Source organism: Sulfurovum sp. (assembly GCA_020525365.1).
In the GTDB taxonomy this organism is placed as follows: domain Bacteria; phylum Campylobacterota; class Campylobacteria; order Campylobacterales; family Sulfurovaceae; genus Sulfurovum.
Genome location: JAIZOF010000001.1, coordinates 739,878 through 756,989, shown reverse-complemented (window position 1 = coordinate 756,989; position 17,112 = coordinate 739,878). Strand labels below are relative to the sequence as shown.

Genomic DNA, 17,112 nt, shown 5'->3' with positions numbered 1-17,112 from the left:
AATTATTTCATTGATTCCATACCACTGATAATCTCAATGAGTTCAGTTGTAATCGCTTCTTGTCTTGCTTTGTTATACTGTATAGTCAGTGTTTTAACCATCTCTTTAGCATTCTTTGTTGCCGCATCCATTGCTTGCATACGTGCAGAGTGCTCTGCTGCTAGTGAGTCAATAAGTGAATAGTACATACTATACTCTACATAACGTTTAACCAGTGCATCAAGCAGTGTGCTATCATCATCAGGCTCTACTTCAAGTTCTGAAGTAGATGCAGATACTAAATCCAATTCAGATGGATCAACAGGGAGTACCTGATTCTCTCTAATTTCTTGTGAAATCATATTAACATATCCATTATGAACCATGACGATACGATCCGTTTCACCACTAACAAATGCTTGAGAGACTTCATTGATAAACTCTGCTGCTTGCGCATAATCTGGTGCGGCAGAGAGTCCCACAATCTCATTATTTAACTCAATATTATTAAACTTGAAATAGTCAATTCCTTTTCTTCCAACCGCTCTAAGACGTACTTTTATATTGGTAGCCTTATAGTCAGAAATCATCTGGTTAACTCTTTTGATCGTCTGTGCATTAAATCCACCACAAAGACCTTTGTCTGCTGTAATAAAGACAATATCAACCACCTTAGGCTCTTTTGCTGCCTTAAAGTAGATATTGTCAATCTCATCTTTACTTGCTCTTTGTATCTTCTGGGCAATCTCATAGAGGAGTTCAGTCAGTTTTGTGGCATAAACTCGTGATCTTTTTGCAAGCTCCTCTGTTCTTCTTAATTTTGCAGAAGAGACAAGTTTCATGGCATTAGTAGTCTTCTGTGTATTCTTTACACTTCCAATCTTACGCTTAATCTCTTTTAAATTAGCCATAACTAGCCTTTCTTATACCGCAAATGAAGTTTTAAAATCTTCGATTGCTTTTCTCAATTCAGTATCTGTCTCATCTGTAATCTTTTTATCATTTCTTATCATATCAAGCACATTCATATATTTTGCTTCCATAAATGGCATAAGCTCTGCCTCAAACTTTACTACAGCAGAAGCAGGAATATCGTCAAGATAGCCATTAGCGCCTGCAAAAATAATTACTACCTGTTTTTCAATAGGTACTGGAGAGTATGGTCCCTGCTTAAGTACTTCAACCATTCTCTGTCCACGCTCAAGCTGTGCTCTTGTGTGGTCATCAAGATCAGAAGCAAACTGTGCAAATGCTTGAAGCTCACGGAATGATGCAAGGTCAAGTCTTAGTGTACCAGAAACCTGTTTTGTTGCTTTAATCTGTGCAGCACCACCAACTCTTGATACAGAAAGACCAACATTAATCGCAGGTCTAATACCAGAGTTAAAAAGATCTGTCTCAAGAAAAATTTGACCATCCGTAATAGAGATAACATTTGTTGGAATGTATGCTGCAACATCACCTGCTTGTGTTTCAATAATTGGAAATGCAGTAATTGAGCCTGCACCAAGATCATCATTAAGCTTTGCAGCCCTTTCAAGCAATCTTGAGTGTAGATAGAAAACATCTCCAGGATATGCTTCACGACCTGGAGGTCTTCTAAGAATAAGTGACATCTCTCTATATGCAACAGCGTGTTTAGAGAGATCGTCATAGAAGATTACTGCATGCCTACCATTATCTCTAAAGTATTCTGCCATGGTAACACCAGCATATGGTGCTAGAAACTGAAGTGCTGCAGAATCAGAAGCACCTGCATTAACAATAATTGTATAATCCATTGCGCCATGTTCTTCAAGTTTTTTAACAGTTGCCGCAACTGTAGATTGCTTCTGACCAATGGCAACATAAATACATACAACATCCTGACCTTTCTGATTGATAATTGTATCAATTGCAAGTGTTGTCTTTCCTGTCTGTCTATCACCAATAATTAACTCTCTCTGTCCTCTACCTACTGGCACAAGTGCATCAATTGCTTTAATCCCTGTCTGAAGAGGCTCATGAACAGATTTACGTGCCATAATACCAGGTGCCTTCTCTTCAATAAACCGATATTCAGTTAATTCAACTGCACCTTTGCCATCAAGTGCCTCTCCAAGAGGACTCACTACTCTTCCCATCAACCCTTCGCCTACTGGTGTCTTGAGAAGCTCTCCAAGCCTTTTGACACTCATACCTTCTTTAATACCTGCACTTGTTCCCAGAACAACAACGCCAACATTTGCCTCTTCTAGATTCAAAACAAGGCCTCTTGCACCGTTCTCAAACTCTACAACTTCACCAGCCATAACATTATTTAGACCATATACAGTTGTAATACCATCTGCAATACCTACAACTTTTCCTATTTCATTGATATTAATATCAATCTCAAAATTCTCAATTCTCTCTTTGATGATAGAACTTATTTCATCTGCTTGCAATTTTACTGCCACTACTACTCCTTTCTTATAATGATTTCTTAATGAAATCAATTAGTTGTTCCTTAACCCTCTGCTTAGAGAAGTTTACCTCAATACCTAAATCATCTACCAATATGCGAAGACTATCTGGTAAGTCTTTTTGCTGCTTAAGTTTAATCTTTGCTCCAGAATAGTTTTCGAGTATCTCTTCTAGTTTAGAAAGGTCTTCCTTGCTAAGTCTTTTAGCACTTTTTATCACACCTTCATATTTATTGGAAGATTTCTGAAGTTCCTTATTTAAAACTGTTGTAATGGCTGGAATAAGATCAAGCCTTTTATTTTCGCCAAGTATTTTAATAAAGTTTGTTAATGTTACATCTGCCCCATCGCCTATCGCTGAAAGAATCATCTCTGTCTTCTTTTCAGTTAAAATAATTGGTGATTTTAATATTGTCATCACTTCATCATTGCTAATTACTTCTGTCAATACATTTAAAATTTTGGTGATAGAAGTAATATTTTTACTTGCAGATGTGAGTGCGGTCACATAGCGTTTAGCAATCAACTCTTCCATTTAGGCCACCTTCCCTGAAATAATATGGATAACCTTGGCTTCATCAAGTACAATGTCATCTATTGTAATATTTTCACTCAATACCTCATCAATAACTTCTCTTGTTGCCTTACGCTCTTCAAACACAATCTTTTCTTCAAATTGTTTTTGTATTGCTTCTAGCTCTTGCTTATTTGCTTCTGCTATCTTCTTTGCAAGTATCAAGGTTTCTTTTTTTGCATCTTTAATAATTTGGTCAGCTTTCTTGATACTCTCTTTAAGCCTTGCCTGTGCCTCTTTCTTCTCCTCTTTGGCTACCTGTAACTTCTCTTCAGTCTCTTTTAGTTGTGATGCAATTCTTTCACTCCTACCTATAAAGAAATCCTTGATAGGACTAGCAACAAGATACCAAAGCAGTACCGCAAAAATTGTAAAGTTAATCACTCTAGGCCAAAAGTCATTCTCTCTCCCTGTCTGTGCCAAATAGTGATTTACCTCTCCACCATTTCCATTACTTGCCAAAAGCAAGGGAGGCAAAAAAAGTAGAGATATCCATAGTAATCTTTTCACATTTATCCTTTTATAGCTTGCTAAACTTTGCCTTTAGACTCTCTTTAAAGAGAGGCATCTGTGATAAAAGCTTATTTTTAAGGTTCTGTCTCTGCTCAACCAAATTTTCCATAAACTCCGCATATACTTTATCTAGTTCTCCCTGCTTGGTCTCAATCTTACTTAAGGCAAGTATCTTTTCTTCTTCAATAGCCTTTTGTCTAATTGCAGCAGCTTCACTCTTGGCATTGCTGATATTCTCCTCTGCTTTAGCATTAAGTTCATCAATATTGCTATTCATCCCCTTTGCCACCTTGAGATCTTTTGCTATAGAATGGTCACGCGAATCCATAAAATTCAATAATGGTTTAAGTAGCAATCGATTCAAAACAACAAGAAGGATTAGGAATAACACAAATACAAATATTATCAACGATATATGTATATCAAGCATTCAAACTCCTCTAGTAATTTCGCAAAATATTACCATCTTATAGATGAGATAGGGGTTAATTATGAACGATTTTTGAGGAATGCAAGAAAGTTCTCAACCTCTTGTGTGTTTTCGAAATATATTTCAATACTTTTGGCTTTATATTTATGTTTAAAAAGAAGATGTGTATCAATCTCATTGGCATATTCATCAAGTAACGAAAGGGGTCTTTTGATATCTTTCGTTAAATCCTCTCTATTCTTGTTCTGCTTAACCATTTTTTCTACATCGCGTACACTCAATTTTTGCCCAATAATAGAGTCAACTATGGTCTTTTGCCTCTTTTCATCCAAGCCTACCAAAACCTTTGCATGTCCTTGGGAAATCCTACCCTCTGCAATCTGTCTTTTTGCATATTCACTCAATGTAAGCAAACGTATCGTATTGGTAATCTGTGAACGGCTTTTATAGACAATGTCTGCAAGTTCATCATGGGTAATCTTGTGTACCTCAATCAATTCAGCATAGGAGTTTGCTAATTCAATGGCGTTGAGATTTTCACGCTGAATATTTTCAATAAGTGCAAGCTCCCGCATACGGAAGTCATCAATCTCCACATTAACAATAATTGATTTAATGCTAGAAAGCTGTGCTAGCTTATGGGCACGAAGACGACGTTCACCGGCAACCAACAAATAGCCATCTTCTTTTTCTATAACAATAATAGGCTGAAGCAAACCATGGGTTTGAATGGAGTGGCTTAATTCCTTTAGGGCTACTTCATCAAAATGTTTTCTAGGCTGAAAAGGATTGGGTGAAATTTTCTCAACGGGTAACTCCTCTATCCGTGCACCCTGTGCCTCTAATTCAAAACTATTAATATTACTTAAGTCCTTCTCGTATGCCTCTTCTACTTCAGAGAGGATCTCTCCCAATCCACGACCTAGTGCCATAGCTACCCTCTCACAATTACAGTGGCAAGATCTCGGTATGCTATTGAGCCTTTTGAGCTAGATGCATACTCAATTACAGGTTTACCAAAACTGGGTGATTCTGCAATCTTTATATTTCTTGGAACCATAATATACTCTTTAGAATTTTCCTCTAAATGAAAAAGTTTATTATTAAAATGATGAGATAGGTCTTCTAAAACCTGTTTGGAAAGGTTATTCTGTGTAGAGTACATTGTTGGTAAAAAACCTTTAATCTTTAATTCTGGATTAATTGTCTTTTTGAGTAGGCTAACTGTATTTAAAAGTTGCGCAAGACCTTCAAGGGCAAAAAATTCACACTGAATAGGGATAATCACTGAATCAGATGCACTTAAAGCATTAATGGTAATAGCACCTAATGCTGGTGGTGAATCAATAATAATGAAGTCATATTTATCCTTTACTTCCTTAAGTTTTTCTTTGAGTACAAGCTCTCTATTTTTCTTATGTGGATCATAGAACTCTTTTTCAATTCCGACCAAGCCTATATTAGAAGGTGCTATATCAAGATACTCAAGATGTGTTTTAAGAATAATTTCAGAAAGATTTTTGCTCCCTATAAGTACATGATAAATATTGTACTCATAGTCACTTCTATTAAATCCCAAACTAGTTGTAGCATTAGATTGTGGATCTATATCAAGAAGCAATACTCTCTTCTCCTTTTCGGCAAGAGCAGCTGCCAAATTAACAGCTGTGGTAGTTTTTCCCACCCCTCCTTTTTGATTGGCTATACTAATTATTTCACTCATCTTGCACTAAATACCTTTTCTCCATCAATATACAAAGAACCATCTTTGCACAAACGCGCACCTTTCAAGCTCTTTCTGCCTTGTTCTGTATGTACCGAAAACCTTCTGCTCTTTTCAAATTCTACCTGATACTTACTAAAAATATGCTTCCAAGTTGGATATTGCTGTAATATACTTAGGTACTTTTCAAGCAGCACTTCTGGTAAAACACTGGTCTGTAAAGCACTATAATTTATTTGATTTTTTTTTAGATTAATCCCTATACCACATACCAAAACATCATCTACTTTCTGTGTAATTGTACCGCCAACTTTATTCTCTCCCACATAAAAATCATTAGGCCACTTAAGCCACACATCCTCATGGTAGTTCAGCAAGACTTTTTTCATTATATATGAAAAATAGATAGAAGCTGAAGGTAGAGGAAGGTCTTTAGGAAGATTGATAAGTTTGATGGCAACTGAGGCAAAAAAATTTCCATGCTCGCCCTCCCATCCATTGTCTCGACTTCCAATACCAGCATATTGCTCTTGGGTAATGACAGCAACTGGAGCTTGTAATTTTTTCTTTTTTAGTGCCTCAACTAGATAATGTTGTGTTGAAGGAAGTCTACGAAAAGAGTGTATCTCCAACTTTCAACCCCCTTCCTACACAGTAAGCTTTTGCACTCATTGGTTTTTTTCCTACAGGTTGAAGTGTGCCAACTTTTAAGCTTCCTATACCACAACCAATAACTATATCATTATTCTTAAAAGAGAGTATCTCAAATGGTGTATATATTTGATTTTTTTCTATCAATACAATATTGTCTAACTTTGTACCATTAGATGTAAAAATACCAGGCCACCCTTCAAAAGCTCTATATTTATTGTAAACCTCAATTGCATCAGAACAGCTTATCTCTCCATCACTTTTTCTTATCTTCTTACAGAGTGTTGCCTCTTTGCTATTTTGTGGTTGAGGTATAATACTATCAAAGTTTCGTAATGTTGAAAGTGTCACATCGCAAGCATCTTGTGTTAGCTGATCCATCAAAGCATATAGTCGCATATCAGGTGGAATAATAAATATTTTCCTCTTCAAAATATCACCTGTATCAAGTCCTTCTTCCATTAACATAGAGGTTACACCAGTCTCTTTATCTCCATGCAGAAGAGACTGGTGTACTGGTGAAGCACCGCGATACTGAGGTAATAAGGAGGCATGCAGGTTAATACAAGGAGCAATATTAAGAATATTCTTGGGAAGAAGTTGTCCAAATGCTGCTACTACAATAAAGTCAGGGTTGACTTTATTCATTGCTTCCTCTACCCCTCTGTCACTCAGCCTATTTGGCTGCAATACAGAAATACTATTTTTCTTGGCAACTACTTTGGTAGGCGATGGTGTCACTATCTTTTTTCTTCCAACAGGACGGTCAGGTTGCGTAACAACAAGCTCCACTATCATATCATTTGTTTCAATCAGTGTTTTAAGTATCTCTGCTGCATAATGAGGGGTTCCCATATAGATAATCTTCTTTTTCACTACTGATTACCTTTTTGGGTTACAAAGAGTGTTCCACCCTTATGTATATTCTCAAGTAAGAAAGATTTAGCATCGGAAAGGTTGAATCCTGATGCAAGGAACATTTTCCTACCATGCTTCATTAGAAAATCTGCAGACTGTAATTTAGTTACAATGCCCCCTGTAGCAAATTCATTATTGGGGGTATGGGATGCACAGAGCTCATCTTTGCTAATATGCTCTACTATTTTTCTCGCCATAGCATCATTGTGGGAGTTAGGATCCTTATCATAAAGTGCATCAATATCTGAAAGTATGACCAACATCTTTGCATCAAAATAGTGTGCTGTATGTGCGGAGAGTCTATCATTGTCACCAAAAACAAGCTCTTCAATACTCACGGTATCGTTCTCGTTAATGATCGGTACCACACCATTGGAAAGCAGTGTATCAATTGCAATTTTAGCATGAGTGGTTGCCCTATGTGAATCAAACACATTGGCACTAAGTAGTACCTGCGAACAGAGCAGATTAAATGTTGCAAATTTCTCCTGATACATTTTTAGCAATAACGGTTGTCCAATGGCAGCAAGTGCTTGACGGTTTGCAACAGAGCTACGATCAAGTGGTAATTGAGTATATCCTGCTGCCACTGCACCAGAACTAACCAGTATGATTTCATAGTTTACTTTTTTTAATTGGGCAATAAACTCTACCAGTGCCATCATTCGCTCTCTAGCAATTTTGCCATTCTCTGTTAATACATGTGAGCCAACCTTTATAACTAGACGCATTATGCCTCCTTGTTTTCTTCTTTTTCTTGGGTTGCTACATGCTTAACAAAATCACCAAGAGCATAGCGGAGTACTTCTATATTAAGATGTGCCACTGATGAGACAGGTAATACAAAAAGTGGTTCTTTTTCAGGTAGTTCTATACCATGATCAACTTTAAATCCATAACTAACATAATCTGTATTGATCTTGTATTGTTTCAATACATCATTGGGTTTAATGTTAATATCTTTAAGAAATTGCTCTGTGAGAGTATTGACCTCATCTTGAGAAAGTGAATCTATTTTAGTTATGGCAATCGCATATCTACGTTTTGCTAATGTCAGAGAGTAACGTTCTAGCTCTACCAACAATGTTTCATACTGATACTTCATCTCACGATAGTTGGTTGCATCGATCATTAAGAGTAGTGTTTTGGTGCGCTCAATATGCTTAAGAAATGCCAATCCAAGACCACGTCCATCACTTGCCCCCTCAATAATGCCTGGAATATCTGCCATCATAAAAGAGTTATAATCACTAATATGCACAACTCCTAACTTGGGTGTTAGTGTGGTAAATTCATAATTGGCTACTTGTGGTCTAGCATTAGAAAGGGTAGAAATAAGTGTCGATTTGCCAACATTAGGATACCCCACCAGTCCCACATCAGCAATGAGCTTTATCTCTAGGCGTACATGTTTAGTAATACCTGGAAGCCCTGGCTGTGCATAAGTTGGACGCTGATTTGTTGAGCTCTTAAAATGCATATTTCCCAAACCACCTTTACCGCCTTCAAGAAACTTCACTATCTGCCCCTCTTCAACCAAGTCAAGTAGCTCCTCTTCTGTCTCTGCATCTATCACTACAGTACCAGAAGGTACTATGATGGTTACATCCTTTCCTTTGCGTCCATACTTTTTACGTCCTTCACCTGGGCGACCATTCTCTGCTTTAATATGATTACGTCCACGTAGTCCAGAGAGAGTATCAGTATTATTATCTACTTTTAAAAAGACAGAGCCGCCTCTTCCACCATCTCCACCATCAGGTCCACCCTTAATAACAAATTTCTCTGTCCAAAACGAGATTGCGCCCGCACCACCTTTGCCAGAACTGATGATCAGATCTACACTATCTACAAACATATAATTTAACCTTTTCATAGTACAAAACCACTCTTTTATTAGAGATGGAAAAATAAATTATAAAATTATATCTAAAATCATCCGTTTTGATATAATGCACCAAACGATGAGACACCTAATATAATCGCTTTCCAAGACAAGTCATGACGTATGATAGAAAAAATAAAATAAGAATGTAATATTTTGAAAAATGAGAGAGGGTACAATCCAAAAACTGGATTGCTTAAGAGGTATACTTATGCTGAAATAACTGAAACTCTTTTTTGGCTTCTGCTATGGTTTTCAAACTTGACTATACCTTCAACAAGTGCAAAAATTGTATGGTCTTTACCTATACCTACACCATTACCAGGCTTAACTTTTGTTCCTCTTTGTCTAATGATGATATTTCCAGGGATTACTCTTTCACCACCATATTTTTTTACGCCAAGACGACGTCCAGCGGAATCACGGTTATTCTGAGTAGACCCTTGACCTTTCTTGTGTGCCATATTTTTCTCCTTCTATTGTATACTTAAAACTATGCGATTTTAGTAATTCTAACTCTAGTATAGTCTCTTCTGAAACCTCTTTTAAGTTTTGAATCTTTTCTTCTTCTTTTCTTATAGATGATTATTTTCTTATCTCTTCCTTCATTAATCACCTCACCTTTAACCACTGCGTTCTCTATGAGAGGAGTACCTACTGTCAATTCACCATTATTAAGCGCAAGAACTTCTGTAAATTCTACTGTTGCTTTTGGCTCAAGACCCATATTATCAAAACAGATGATATCACCCTCTTGAACTTTAAATTGCTGACCACTTGCTTTAATGATTGCGTACATTGCAAACCCTTTACTGTCTATATATTTTAAAAAAGTTTGTGATTATACCCAATCAATGTTTAATATTTTTTGAAACTACACAAATTAACCAAAATCAACATGCTGATCTGCAAATGCAATACACTCAATCTCAACCAAAGCATTTTTTGGGAGTGTTTTAACTGCTACAGTACTGCGTGCGGGTTTATGATCAGCAAAATAGTGCTCATATATCTCATTCACCTTTGCAAAGTCATCCATGTTTGCTAAATAGATAGTTGTTTTAATGACATGATCAAAACTAGAACCTGCTGCCTTAAGAACATAGTAAAGATTTTTTAGAACTTGCTTGACCTGATACTCGATTCCTCTCTCCTCCATCTTGCCATCTGGCATGAGTGCAATCTGCCCAGACGTATGAACCAATCCATTGGCTACAATCGCCTGAGAGTATGGTCCTATAGCCTGTGGCGCCTCATTAGTTGTAATCTGTCTTATCATAAATTATCCTTTTTTTTAGTATTTGTTTCTATATTTCGAAAGAAAAGAGTATAGCTATCGATATCTATATTCTAACACATTAGCATTAAGGGAAACGGGTACAGAGATATTCATATCGTAATTACAATTGGGTGTAAAAATTATTACAATCAAATACTCAACAGATTTTTTTATTTTTTTGGGAAGAGCCCAATACACAATTTACAAAACCTATAGTTTTCCCATATATTATAAAAACACAATTGGCTTCTGGTTAAATCTTTCAATCTGTTAGTCTGATCTCATTTTTACTACTTAGGCATCCCAAATTTCTGTGTCACCAACTCTCCCTCTTCATTAAAACAAAGGTAGTAGAGCTTGTCTTTCACAACAGGAAGTCCAGCCAAATAACGTAGTGCCAAATTTGCCTGAAGTGACCCTATATGCATCACAATTGGTGCAGTAACACCTCCTGGCTTACGATCAGAAATATTGAAGATCTTAAAATCTGCCTTATCAAAAAAGCAGACCTGCCCGTTGAACTCCTCTACAGAAGCATAAATCCATGGTATCTTTATCTGCTTAGCATACTTATCTATCTCTCCACGTACAGATAGGTTGTCTGTTGCATCAAGAATAAGGTCATAGCAGTTGCCCATCTCTTTAAAATCTTCAAAAGATATATTGAAAGCAACAGCCTTAATAAAAGGGTTTTTTTTCTCTAGTAGATTAACAATACACTTAGCTTTATTTTTTCCTTCATCGTCTAATGCAAATGCAATCTGTCGATGAATATTATGGATAGAGACTGTATCAAAATCAATAAGATGAATTTCACCAATACCTGAGGTACCTAGTGCTAGTGCTAGTGTCGATCCTAGTCCACCTGAACCAATAATAGCAATCTTCTTTTTCTCTAAAGATTTCTGTGTCGCCTCTCCCCATAGCTGTATTTGGCGATCAAAATATACTTCTGGTGTCATTCCTTGTGCTCCCTAAGTATTTTTTCAAATTTCCATATCTTCCGGTGCTCAGTGATCTCTTTTTTATCTATCTCTTCTATCAACATAGACTCTTTGTCCTCAAGCATCATCTCTACTTCACCTTTTGGTGAAACAAGCATTGTGTCACCATAGAAATGCCACTTCGTCCCTTTGTCCACATATTCGCCTAGTCGATTAGCACGTAAGATGAAGCAACCATGTAAAAATGCTTTAGTCTTAATAATTTCACGCCAACGATTATGTGAATCAAATGTTGAAGCAGTCGGTAGCAATACCAAATCAACCTTCTTCTCCATCACCTTCTGCCAAAATAAATCAAAATGCATCTCAAACCCTGCCATCACCATAATTTTAAAACCTTGTAACCTAAAAACCATTGGATCTTTAAATGGTTTGACCTTATTGGAGAAAAAAATCTTCTCATTCCAATGTTCATAGGGAATGAGTATTTGCTGTTCATAGTAACTAGTATTCTTAGGAGTAATCTTGACAATTGTTTTATAGTAACCATCACTCTTTACAAGAATAATGGGGGAAATAAGGACTATATCATAATCTATAGAAAGCTCTTTGAGTAATTGAAGATGCCTCTTAGTCTGTGCCTTAATCATACTTTTTGACATTATTGCCAGTTCTTTAAAAAAATGATTGAGAACATATTCTCCAAGCAACATTACTTGTGTACCACGCTCAGTTGCTTTCTTAAGATAGAACTCCAAACGGGTTGCATTCATTCCCAATGTTGGGAGCTGTAAGGCAGCAACTACAAGCTTCTTCATTGCACATCTACTTCAAGATTCTGATTTTTTTGATCGATCACAGAGACCTTTATTTTTGCCTCCTCGATCATCTTCTGTGCCTCCTTGATACCTTGAAGTCCCTCTTCATAAAGCTTGATAGACTCCTCAAGCGTAATCTCTGGATCCATTAACTTTTCAAGTACCCTCTTAGAGTATTCAAGCTTCTCTTCAAATGTTTCAGTTTTCATTGTGCCTACCCTTTTTGATACATAAAATATTTCTAATATGTTGATCAAACTTCTCTATCTCCACTAAAAAAGCATCATGACCATAGCTACTCTCTACTTTCACATAGGTGTGGGGCTGTCTATTGCGTGCCATCATATGGGCAATGTGTTCCATCTCTGAAGGAAAGAAAAGGTAGTCCGAAGAGAAACTAATTAGATGCACCCTTGCCTTAATACGACTAATTGCATCATGCAATGAATCATAACCACGACTGAGATTAAAAGTATTAATTGCTTTGACAATATAGAGATAACTAAGTGGGTCGAAGATACGTGCAAAATTATTGGTATTGTACTCCATGTAACGCTCTACCTCATAGCGCCCAAAAAGCTCAAAAAGTCCATCATTACTAACGTAGTTACGTCCAAACTTTTCATCCATTGAATCAGGAGAGAGGTAAGAAATATGACCAGCAATACGACCAATAGCAAGCCCATCAAGCCCCTCTTCTTTGAAGTCATTTGTGCCATAATTACCATGTTTAAAGCGTGGATCACGACGAATCGCCTCAATAGTAACTTTATTAAAAGCAATTGTCCATGGGCGTGTTGCATAAGTTGCAGCAAGAGAAATAATCTCATCAGCAAAATTGGGGTAGTCCACCGCAAATTGTAATGCCTGCATTCCGCCCATCGAACCCCCTATGATTGCTCTAACATGATAGATACCAAGTTGGGAGAGCAGATGCATCTGCGCACATATCATATCTTTAATAGTTACAACCGGAAACTTGAGGCGATACGGTTCAAGTGATGGATAACTTTCACTCATGGGACCAGTAGAGCCAAAGCAGGAGCCAATAACATTGGTACAGATAACAAAGTATTTTGTTGTATCGATTGCCCTTTTTTCACCAATGAGTCCATCCCACCATCCTGGCTTCCGGTCACCATCATAAAACCCTGCTGCATGGTGCGAGCCACTGAGCGCATGACAAACAAGTATTACATTGGATTTCTCTTCATTTAGTTCACCATAGGTCTCATAGGCAATCTCATATGGTTCTAAAATACGACCGCTCTCGAGGTAAAGTGGAGAGCTGAAATGGGCTATTTTGGTTTTGATATTCATAGACTGCTTCGTGCATGGAATTGGAGTTAACTTATTATTTTATCGTATTTGCGCTTTAATCCAATGCTTTTCTGAGATCATCTATAAGATCTTGTGTATTCTCAAGTCCTATACTAAGACGGATAAGTCCTCCTGGTACACCAGCATCAATAAGCTCCTGCGCTGAAAGTTGTTGATGGGTTGTGCTTGCTGGATGAGTAATAATCGATTTACTATCACCAATATTGACAACCACAGAAAAAATCTCTGTTGCATCAGCAACTTTTTGTGCCTCCTCTTTATTTTCTACTTCAAAAGAGAGTAAACCACTTGCCATCCCATTTTTAAAATATTTTTCAATCAAATGGTACTGTGAAGAACTTTTAAGTCCAGGATAATTAACTTTTTTCACTTTTGGGTGTGCTTCAAGAAATTGAGCAATCATCAGTGCTGAACTAGAATGCTGTTCCATACGAAGTGAGAGGTGCTCAAGCCCTTGAATATGCAACCATGAATTGAATGGACTTGGTGCACTACCAAGATCACGCAATAATGCTAAACGTACACGTAATGTAAAAAGTGGTAACGGTAGATCAGAGTAGATTAATCCATGATAACTTGCATCAGGCTCATTAAAGTGATAGTAACGGTCATTATCTTTAATTTTCTCTACAAGATTTTCACGCTCAACAATAATCCCACCAAGTGCTAGCCCCTGCCCTGTTGTATACTTACTTGTACTGTGAACGACAAGATCAACTCCATAGGCAATAGGCTTGCACAGTACTGATGTGGCAACTGTATTATCCACACAAGTTAAAATATTATACTTATTGGCGACAGCAACAATCTCACTAATATCTGCTACATCAATACTTGGGTTTGTAATACTTTCAAAGATAATCAACTTTGTCTTTTCATCAATGAGTTCCTCTATTTGCAAAGGATCAGTGACGTCAAAATAGCGGGTCTCAATACCAAAACGTTTAATGGTATGTCCTGTCAATGTGGTTGTTCCACCATAAACCTGTTTGGCAACAATAATGTTATCGCCTGCTTCAGCAACATTAGCAATAACATAAAAAATTGCTGCCATTCCTGATGCTGTACCAATTGCTGCCACGCCACCTTCTAGAGTAGCAAAACGCTTCTCAAAAATATCCGTAGTCGGATTCATTAAACGGGTATAAATATTGCCTAACTCTTTAAGAGCAAAAAGATCTGCCGCATGTTCAGTATCTCTAAACTCATATGCTGTACTCTGATAGATTGGTACTGCCATAGTACCCTGTGTATCCTTGTCATAACCTGCGTGTACGGCTATGGTCTGCTCATGCATCATATCTCTCTTATTTTTATTTCTCTTTAGTCTTGACAATCTCTTTAAGTGAAGTTGCCTGTTCATTCTTAGACAAAGTTGTCTCTTTATTTTGGTTACCTGCTTTCTTTTCTACTTTTCTCACAGGACTAGATGGTTCATAGGTAAGCATCGTGCCCAACATTAACCCACCTTCAGAGACTTTGATCTTCTTGACCTGTATCTCTCCTTTAACGATACCACTTTTACTAATCTCAAGTAATTCTGTTGCAATAATATTTCCTTCTACTTTTCCATTAATAACAATATTTTTACCTACCATCTTTTTTGTAACAATTTGACCATTTGTTGTGATGTGAATCGATTCACAGTCAGTTATTATAGCTTCAAGTTTTCCATCAGAGACAATTTTTGAAGCTACAATAGTATCTGCTAACTCTCCAGTTTGTGTTACTTCAAGAGCCTCGCATTTAGTGCTACCGCTAATCTTTCCACTAATAATAATTTTCTTTGCCGAGACATTTCCATGAATAACACCCTCTTTACCAATAATAATATCACCATCTATAGTAAGGTCTCCATGAATTTTTCCATCTACGTGAACTACTCCACATCCTTTAACATTACCTTGTATCTCCATACACTCCATAATAGTTGTTGCACTATTTTTGGGTGCCATTGGTACTTTAGACATCATCACTTCTGTATCAAATTCACTTTTACTTTTACCAAAAAATGCCATATCTTATTCCTTTTTTTGCCCTAATGGGAGATAATTAATCTGTATATTGTATCTTATTTAAATAAAAATATATACAATAAAGGTAATAACTATTGGTTCTTAAAATTATAAACAATAAAAAATTACTGTTTATTTTGTAGATATCTTATCCATGATAATTTGGAGACTCTTTAGTGATGGTTACATCATGCACATGGGACTCTTTGAGTCCCGCTGCAGTAATCTCTACAAACTCTGCTTTTTCCCAAAATACCTTAATATTTTTAGAGCCACAGTATCCCATAGATGCGCGCAATCCACCAATCATCTGACGAATCACATCTGTAATCTTTCCACGATAGGGTACACGCCCTTCAATCCCTTCAGGAACAAGTTTATCTGTTGCAGTTCCTTCCTGAAAATAACGATCAGTACTCCCCTTGGTCATTGCACCAATACTTCCCATACCGCGATACTCTTTAAACTGACGCCCATTATAGATAATCATCTCACCTGGTGCTTCATATGTTCCTGCTAAAGCAGAACCAAGCATGACAGTACTAGCGCCTACTGCAAGTGCTTTTGCCACATCACCAGAATATTTAATTCCTCCATCTGCAATAACTGGTACACCTACCTTATTAGCCACTTGCGCTACCTCATCAATAGCAGAGATTTGTGGTACACCTACACCAGCAACAATGCGTGTCGTACAAATAGATCCTGGTCCAATTCCTACCTTAACACCATCTGCACCAGCATCAATAAGATCCTTTGCAGCCTCTCCTGTAGCAATATTTCCAGCAATTACATCAACATCAAATTCTTTCTTAACCAGTTTGACCGTATCAATAATACCTTGTGAATGCCCATGTGCAGAATCAAGCACAATCACATCAACCCCTGCTTCTACCAATGCTTTGGCACGGTCAATTTGTCCTACACCAATAGCAGCTGCTACTCTAAGACGACCATGCTCATCTTTATTTGCATTGGGATGTTTTTCTTTTTTTTCAATATCTTTGATAGTAATCAGCCCTATAAGTCTTTCTTCTTTGTCAACGATTGGTAGTTTCTCTATTTTATGTTTCTGAAGTACCTTTGCTGCCTCTTCGAGGGTTGTTCCCTTCTTTGCTGTCACAAGTGGTGCAGGCGTCATGACCTCCTTGACCTGAAGTGACATATCAGTAATAAAACGCATATCACGATTGGTAATAATCCCTATGAGCTTCTGTCTCTCATCAACTACGGGTACACCGGAGATGCGATATTCTCCCATCAATGCATCGGCTTCAGAAACCGTTGCATTAGGACCAATAAAGATTGGATCAATAATAATTCCACTCTCACTTTTTTTGACTTTCTTCACTTGAAGTGCCTGTGTAGTAATATCCATATTCTTATGAATTACCCCAATCCCACCAAGTCTTGCCATGGCAATAGCTGCTTTGAACTCTGTAACAGTATCCATTGCAGCTGAAACAATAGGAATATTCAATGAAACATGACGCGTCAAATAAGTCTTAATATTTACCTCCTTGGGAAGAACAGTAGAATGCTGTGGCACCAAAAGTACATCTTCAAACGTCAATGCTCTTTTTTTAATGTTCATAGTG

At 37.2% G+C, this 17,112-nt stretch carries 21 protein-coding genes; all 21 read right to left on the bottom strand.

Annotated features, from left to right (window positions below):
• Positions 1-2: 2 nt before the first annotated feature.
• Complete coding sequence (locus LGB01_03770; protein MCB4753320.1) at positions 3-890, bottom strand: F0F1 ATP synthase subunit gamma; 888 nt, start codon at positions 888-890, stop codon at positions 3-5.
• Between the two features lie 12 nt (positions 891-902).
• Positions 903-2,417 carry a F0F1 ATP synthase subunit alpha gene (gene atpA, locus LGB01_03765; protein MCB4753319.1) on the bottom strand — a complete coding sequence of 505 codons (1,515 nt, stop codon included), beginning with the start codon at positions 2,415-2,417 and terminating at the stop codon, positions 903-905.
• A 13-nt stretch (positions 2,418-2,430) separates the two neighbouring features.
• Complete coding sequence (locus tag LGB01_03760; protein ID MCB4753318.1) at positions 2,431-2,958, bottom strand: F0F1 ATP synthase subunit delta; 528 nt, start codon at positions 2,956-2,958, stop codon at positions 2,431-2,433.
• Entirely contained in the window at positions 2,959-3,507 is a 549-nt protein-coding gene (locus tag LGB01_03755; GenBank protein ID MCB4753317.1) for a F0F1 ATP synthase subunit B, read from the bottom strand. It abuts the gene before it with no gap.
• Between the two features lie 10 nt (positions 3,508-3,517).
• Positions 3,518-3,940 carry a F0F1 ATP synthase subunit B' gene (locus tag LGB01_03750; protein ID MCB4753316.1) on the bottom strand — a complete coding sequence of 141 codons (423 nt, stop codon included), beginning with the start codon at positions 3,938-3,940 and terminating at the stop codon, positions 3,518-3,520.
• Positions 3,941-3,999: 59 nt separating this feature from the next.
• Entirely contained in the window at positions 4,000-4,872 is an 873-nt protein-coding gene (locus tag LGB01_03745; GenBank protein MCB4753315.1) for a ParB/RepB/Spo0J family partition protein, read from the bottom strand.
• A 2-nt stretch (positions 4,873-4,874) separates the two neighbouring features.
• Positions 4,875-5,663, bottom strand: coding sequence for an AAA family ATPase (locus LGB01_03740; GenBank protein MCB4753314.1), 789 nt, complete (start codon positions 5,661-5,663; stop codon positions 4,875-4,877).
• Positions 5,660-6,295, bottom strand: a complete 636-nt coding sequence (locus LGB01_03735; GenBank protein MCB4753313.1) for a biotin--[acetyl-CoA-carboxylase] ligase — start codon at positions 6,293-6,295, stop codon at positions 5,660-5,662. The genes LGB01_03740 and LGB01_03735 overlap by 4 nt, the downstream gene beginning before the upstream one ends.
• Positions 6,273-7,190 carry a methionyl-tRNA formyltransferase gene (fmt, locus tag LGB01_03730; protein ID MCB4753312.1) on the bottom strand — a complete coding sequence of 306 codons (918 nt, stop codon included), beginning with the start codon at positions 7,188-7,190 and terminating at the stop codon, positions 6,273-6,275. Before fmt ends, LGB01_03735 begins: the two co-directional genes overlap by 23 nt.
• Positions 7,190-7,966 (bottom strand): glutamate 5-kinase, encoded by a 777-nt coding sequence (gene proB, locus LGB01_03725; GenBank protein ID MCB4753311.1) that lies wholly within the window; start codon positions 7,964-7,966, stop codon positions 7,190-7,192. Before proB ends, fmt begins: the two co-directional genes overlap by 1 nt.
• The gene (gene obgE, locus LGB01_03720) at positions 7,963-9,090 is read right to left on the bottom strand and encodes a GTPase ObgE (GenBank protein MCB4753310.1); all 1,128 of its coding nucleotides are present in this window, start codon (positions 9,088-9,090) and stop codon (positions 7,963-7,965) included. The genes proB and obgE overlap by 4 nt, the downstream gene beginning before the upstream one ends.
• A gap of 236 nt (positions 9,091-9,326) precedes the next feature.
• Entirely contained in the window at positions 9,327-9,581 is a 255-nt protein-coding gene (gene rpmA, locus LGB01_03715; GenBank protein ID MCB4753309.1) for a 50S ribosomal protein L27, read from the bottom strand.
• 29 nt (positions 9,582-9,610) lie between these two features.
• Positions 9,611-9,916 (bottom strand): 50S ribosomal protein L21, encoded by a 306-nt coding sequence (rplU, locus tag LGB01_03710; protein MCB4753308.1) that lies wholly within the window; start codon positions 9,914-9,916, stop codon positions 9,611-9,613.
• Positions 9,917-10,000: 84 nt separating this feature from the next.
• Complete coding sequence (locus tag LGB01_03705; protein ID MCB4753307.1) at positions 10,001-10,393, bottom strand: RidA family protein; 393 nt, start codon at positions 10,391-10,393, stop codon at positions 10,001-10,003.
• 293 nt (positions 10,394-10,686) lie between these two features.
• Complete coding sequence (locus tag LGB01_03700; protein ID MCB4753306.1) at positions 10,687-11,358, bottom strand: HesA/MoeB/ThiF family protein; 672 nt, start codon at positions 11,356-11,358, stop codon at positions 10,687-10,689.
• On the bottom strand, positions 11,355-12,158 hold the full coding sequence (locus LGB01_03695; protein ID MCB4753305.1) for a carbon-nitrogen hydrolase family protein: 804 nt from the start codon (positions 12,156-12,158) through the stop codon (positions 11,355-11,357). The genes LGB01_03700 and LGB01_03695 overlap by 4 nt, the downstream gene beginning before the upstream one ends.
• Positions 12,155-12,367, bottom strand: coding sequence for an exodeoxyribonuclease VII small subunit (gene xseB, locus LGB01_03690; GenBank protein MCB4753304.1), 213 nt, complete (start codon positions 12,365-12,367; stop codon positions 12,155-12,157). The genes LGB01_03695 and xseB overlap by 4 nt, the downstream gene beginning before the upstream one ends.
• The gene (locus LGB01_03685; protein ID MCB4753303.1) at positions 12,357-13,478 is read right to left on the bottom strand and encodes a homoserine O-acetyltransferase; all 1,122 of its coding nucleotides are present in this window, start codon (positions 13,476-13,478) and stop codon (positions 12,357-12,359) included. Before LGB01_03685 ends, xseB begins: the two co-directional genes overlap by 11 nt.
• Positions 13,479-13,533: 55 nt before the next feature.
• Positions 13,534-14,796 carry an O-acetylhomoserine aminocarboxypropyltransferase/cysteine synthase gene (locus tag LGB01_03680; protein ID MCB4753302.1) on the bottom strand — a complete coding sequence of 421 codons (1,263 nt, stop codon included), beginning with the start codon at positions 14,794-14,796 and terminating at the stop codon, positions 13,534-13,536.
• A 16-nt stretch (positions 14,797-14,812) separates the two neighbouring features.
• A complete protein-coding gene (locus tag LGB01_03675) occupies positions 14,813-15,517 on the bottom strand; it encodes a polymer-forming cytoskeletal protein (protein MCB4753301.1) in 705 nt (234 codons plus the stop codon).
• A 145-nt stretch (positions 15,518-15,662) separates the two neighbouring features.
• Positions 15,663-17,108 (bottom strand): IMP dehydrogenase, encoded by a 1,446-nt coding sequence (guaB, locus tag LGB01_03670; GenBank protein ID MCB4753300.1) that lies wholly within the window; start codon positions 17,106-17,108, stop codon positions 15,663-15,665.
• Positions 17,109-17,112: the final 4 nt, after the last annotated feature.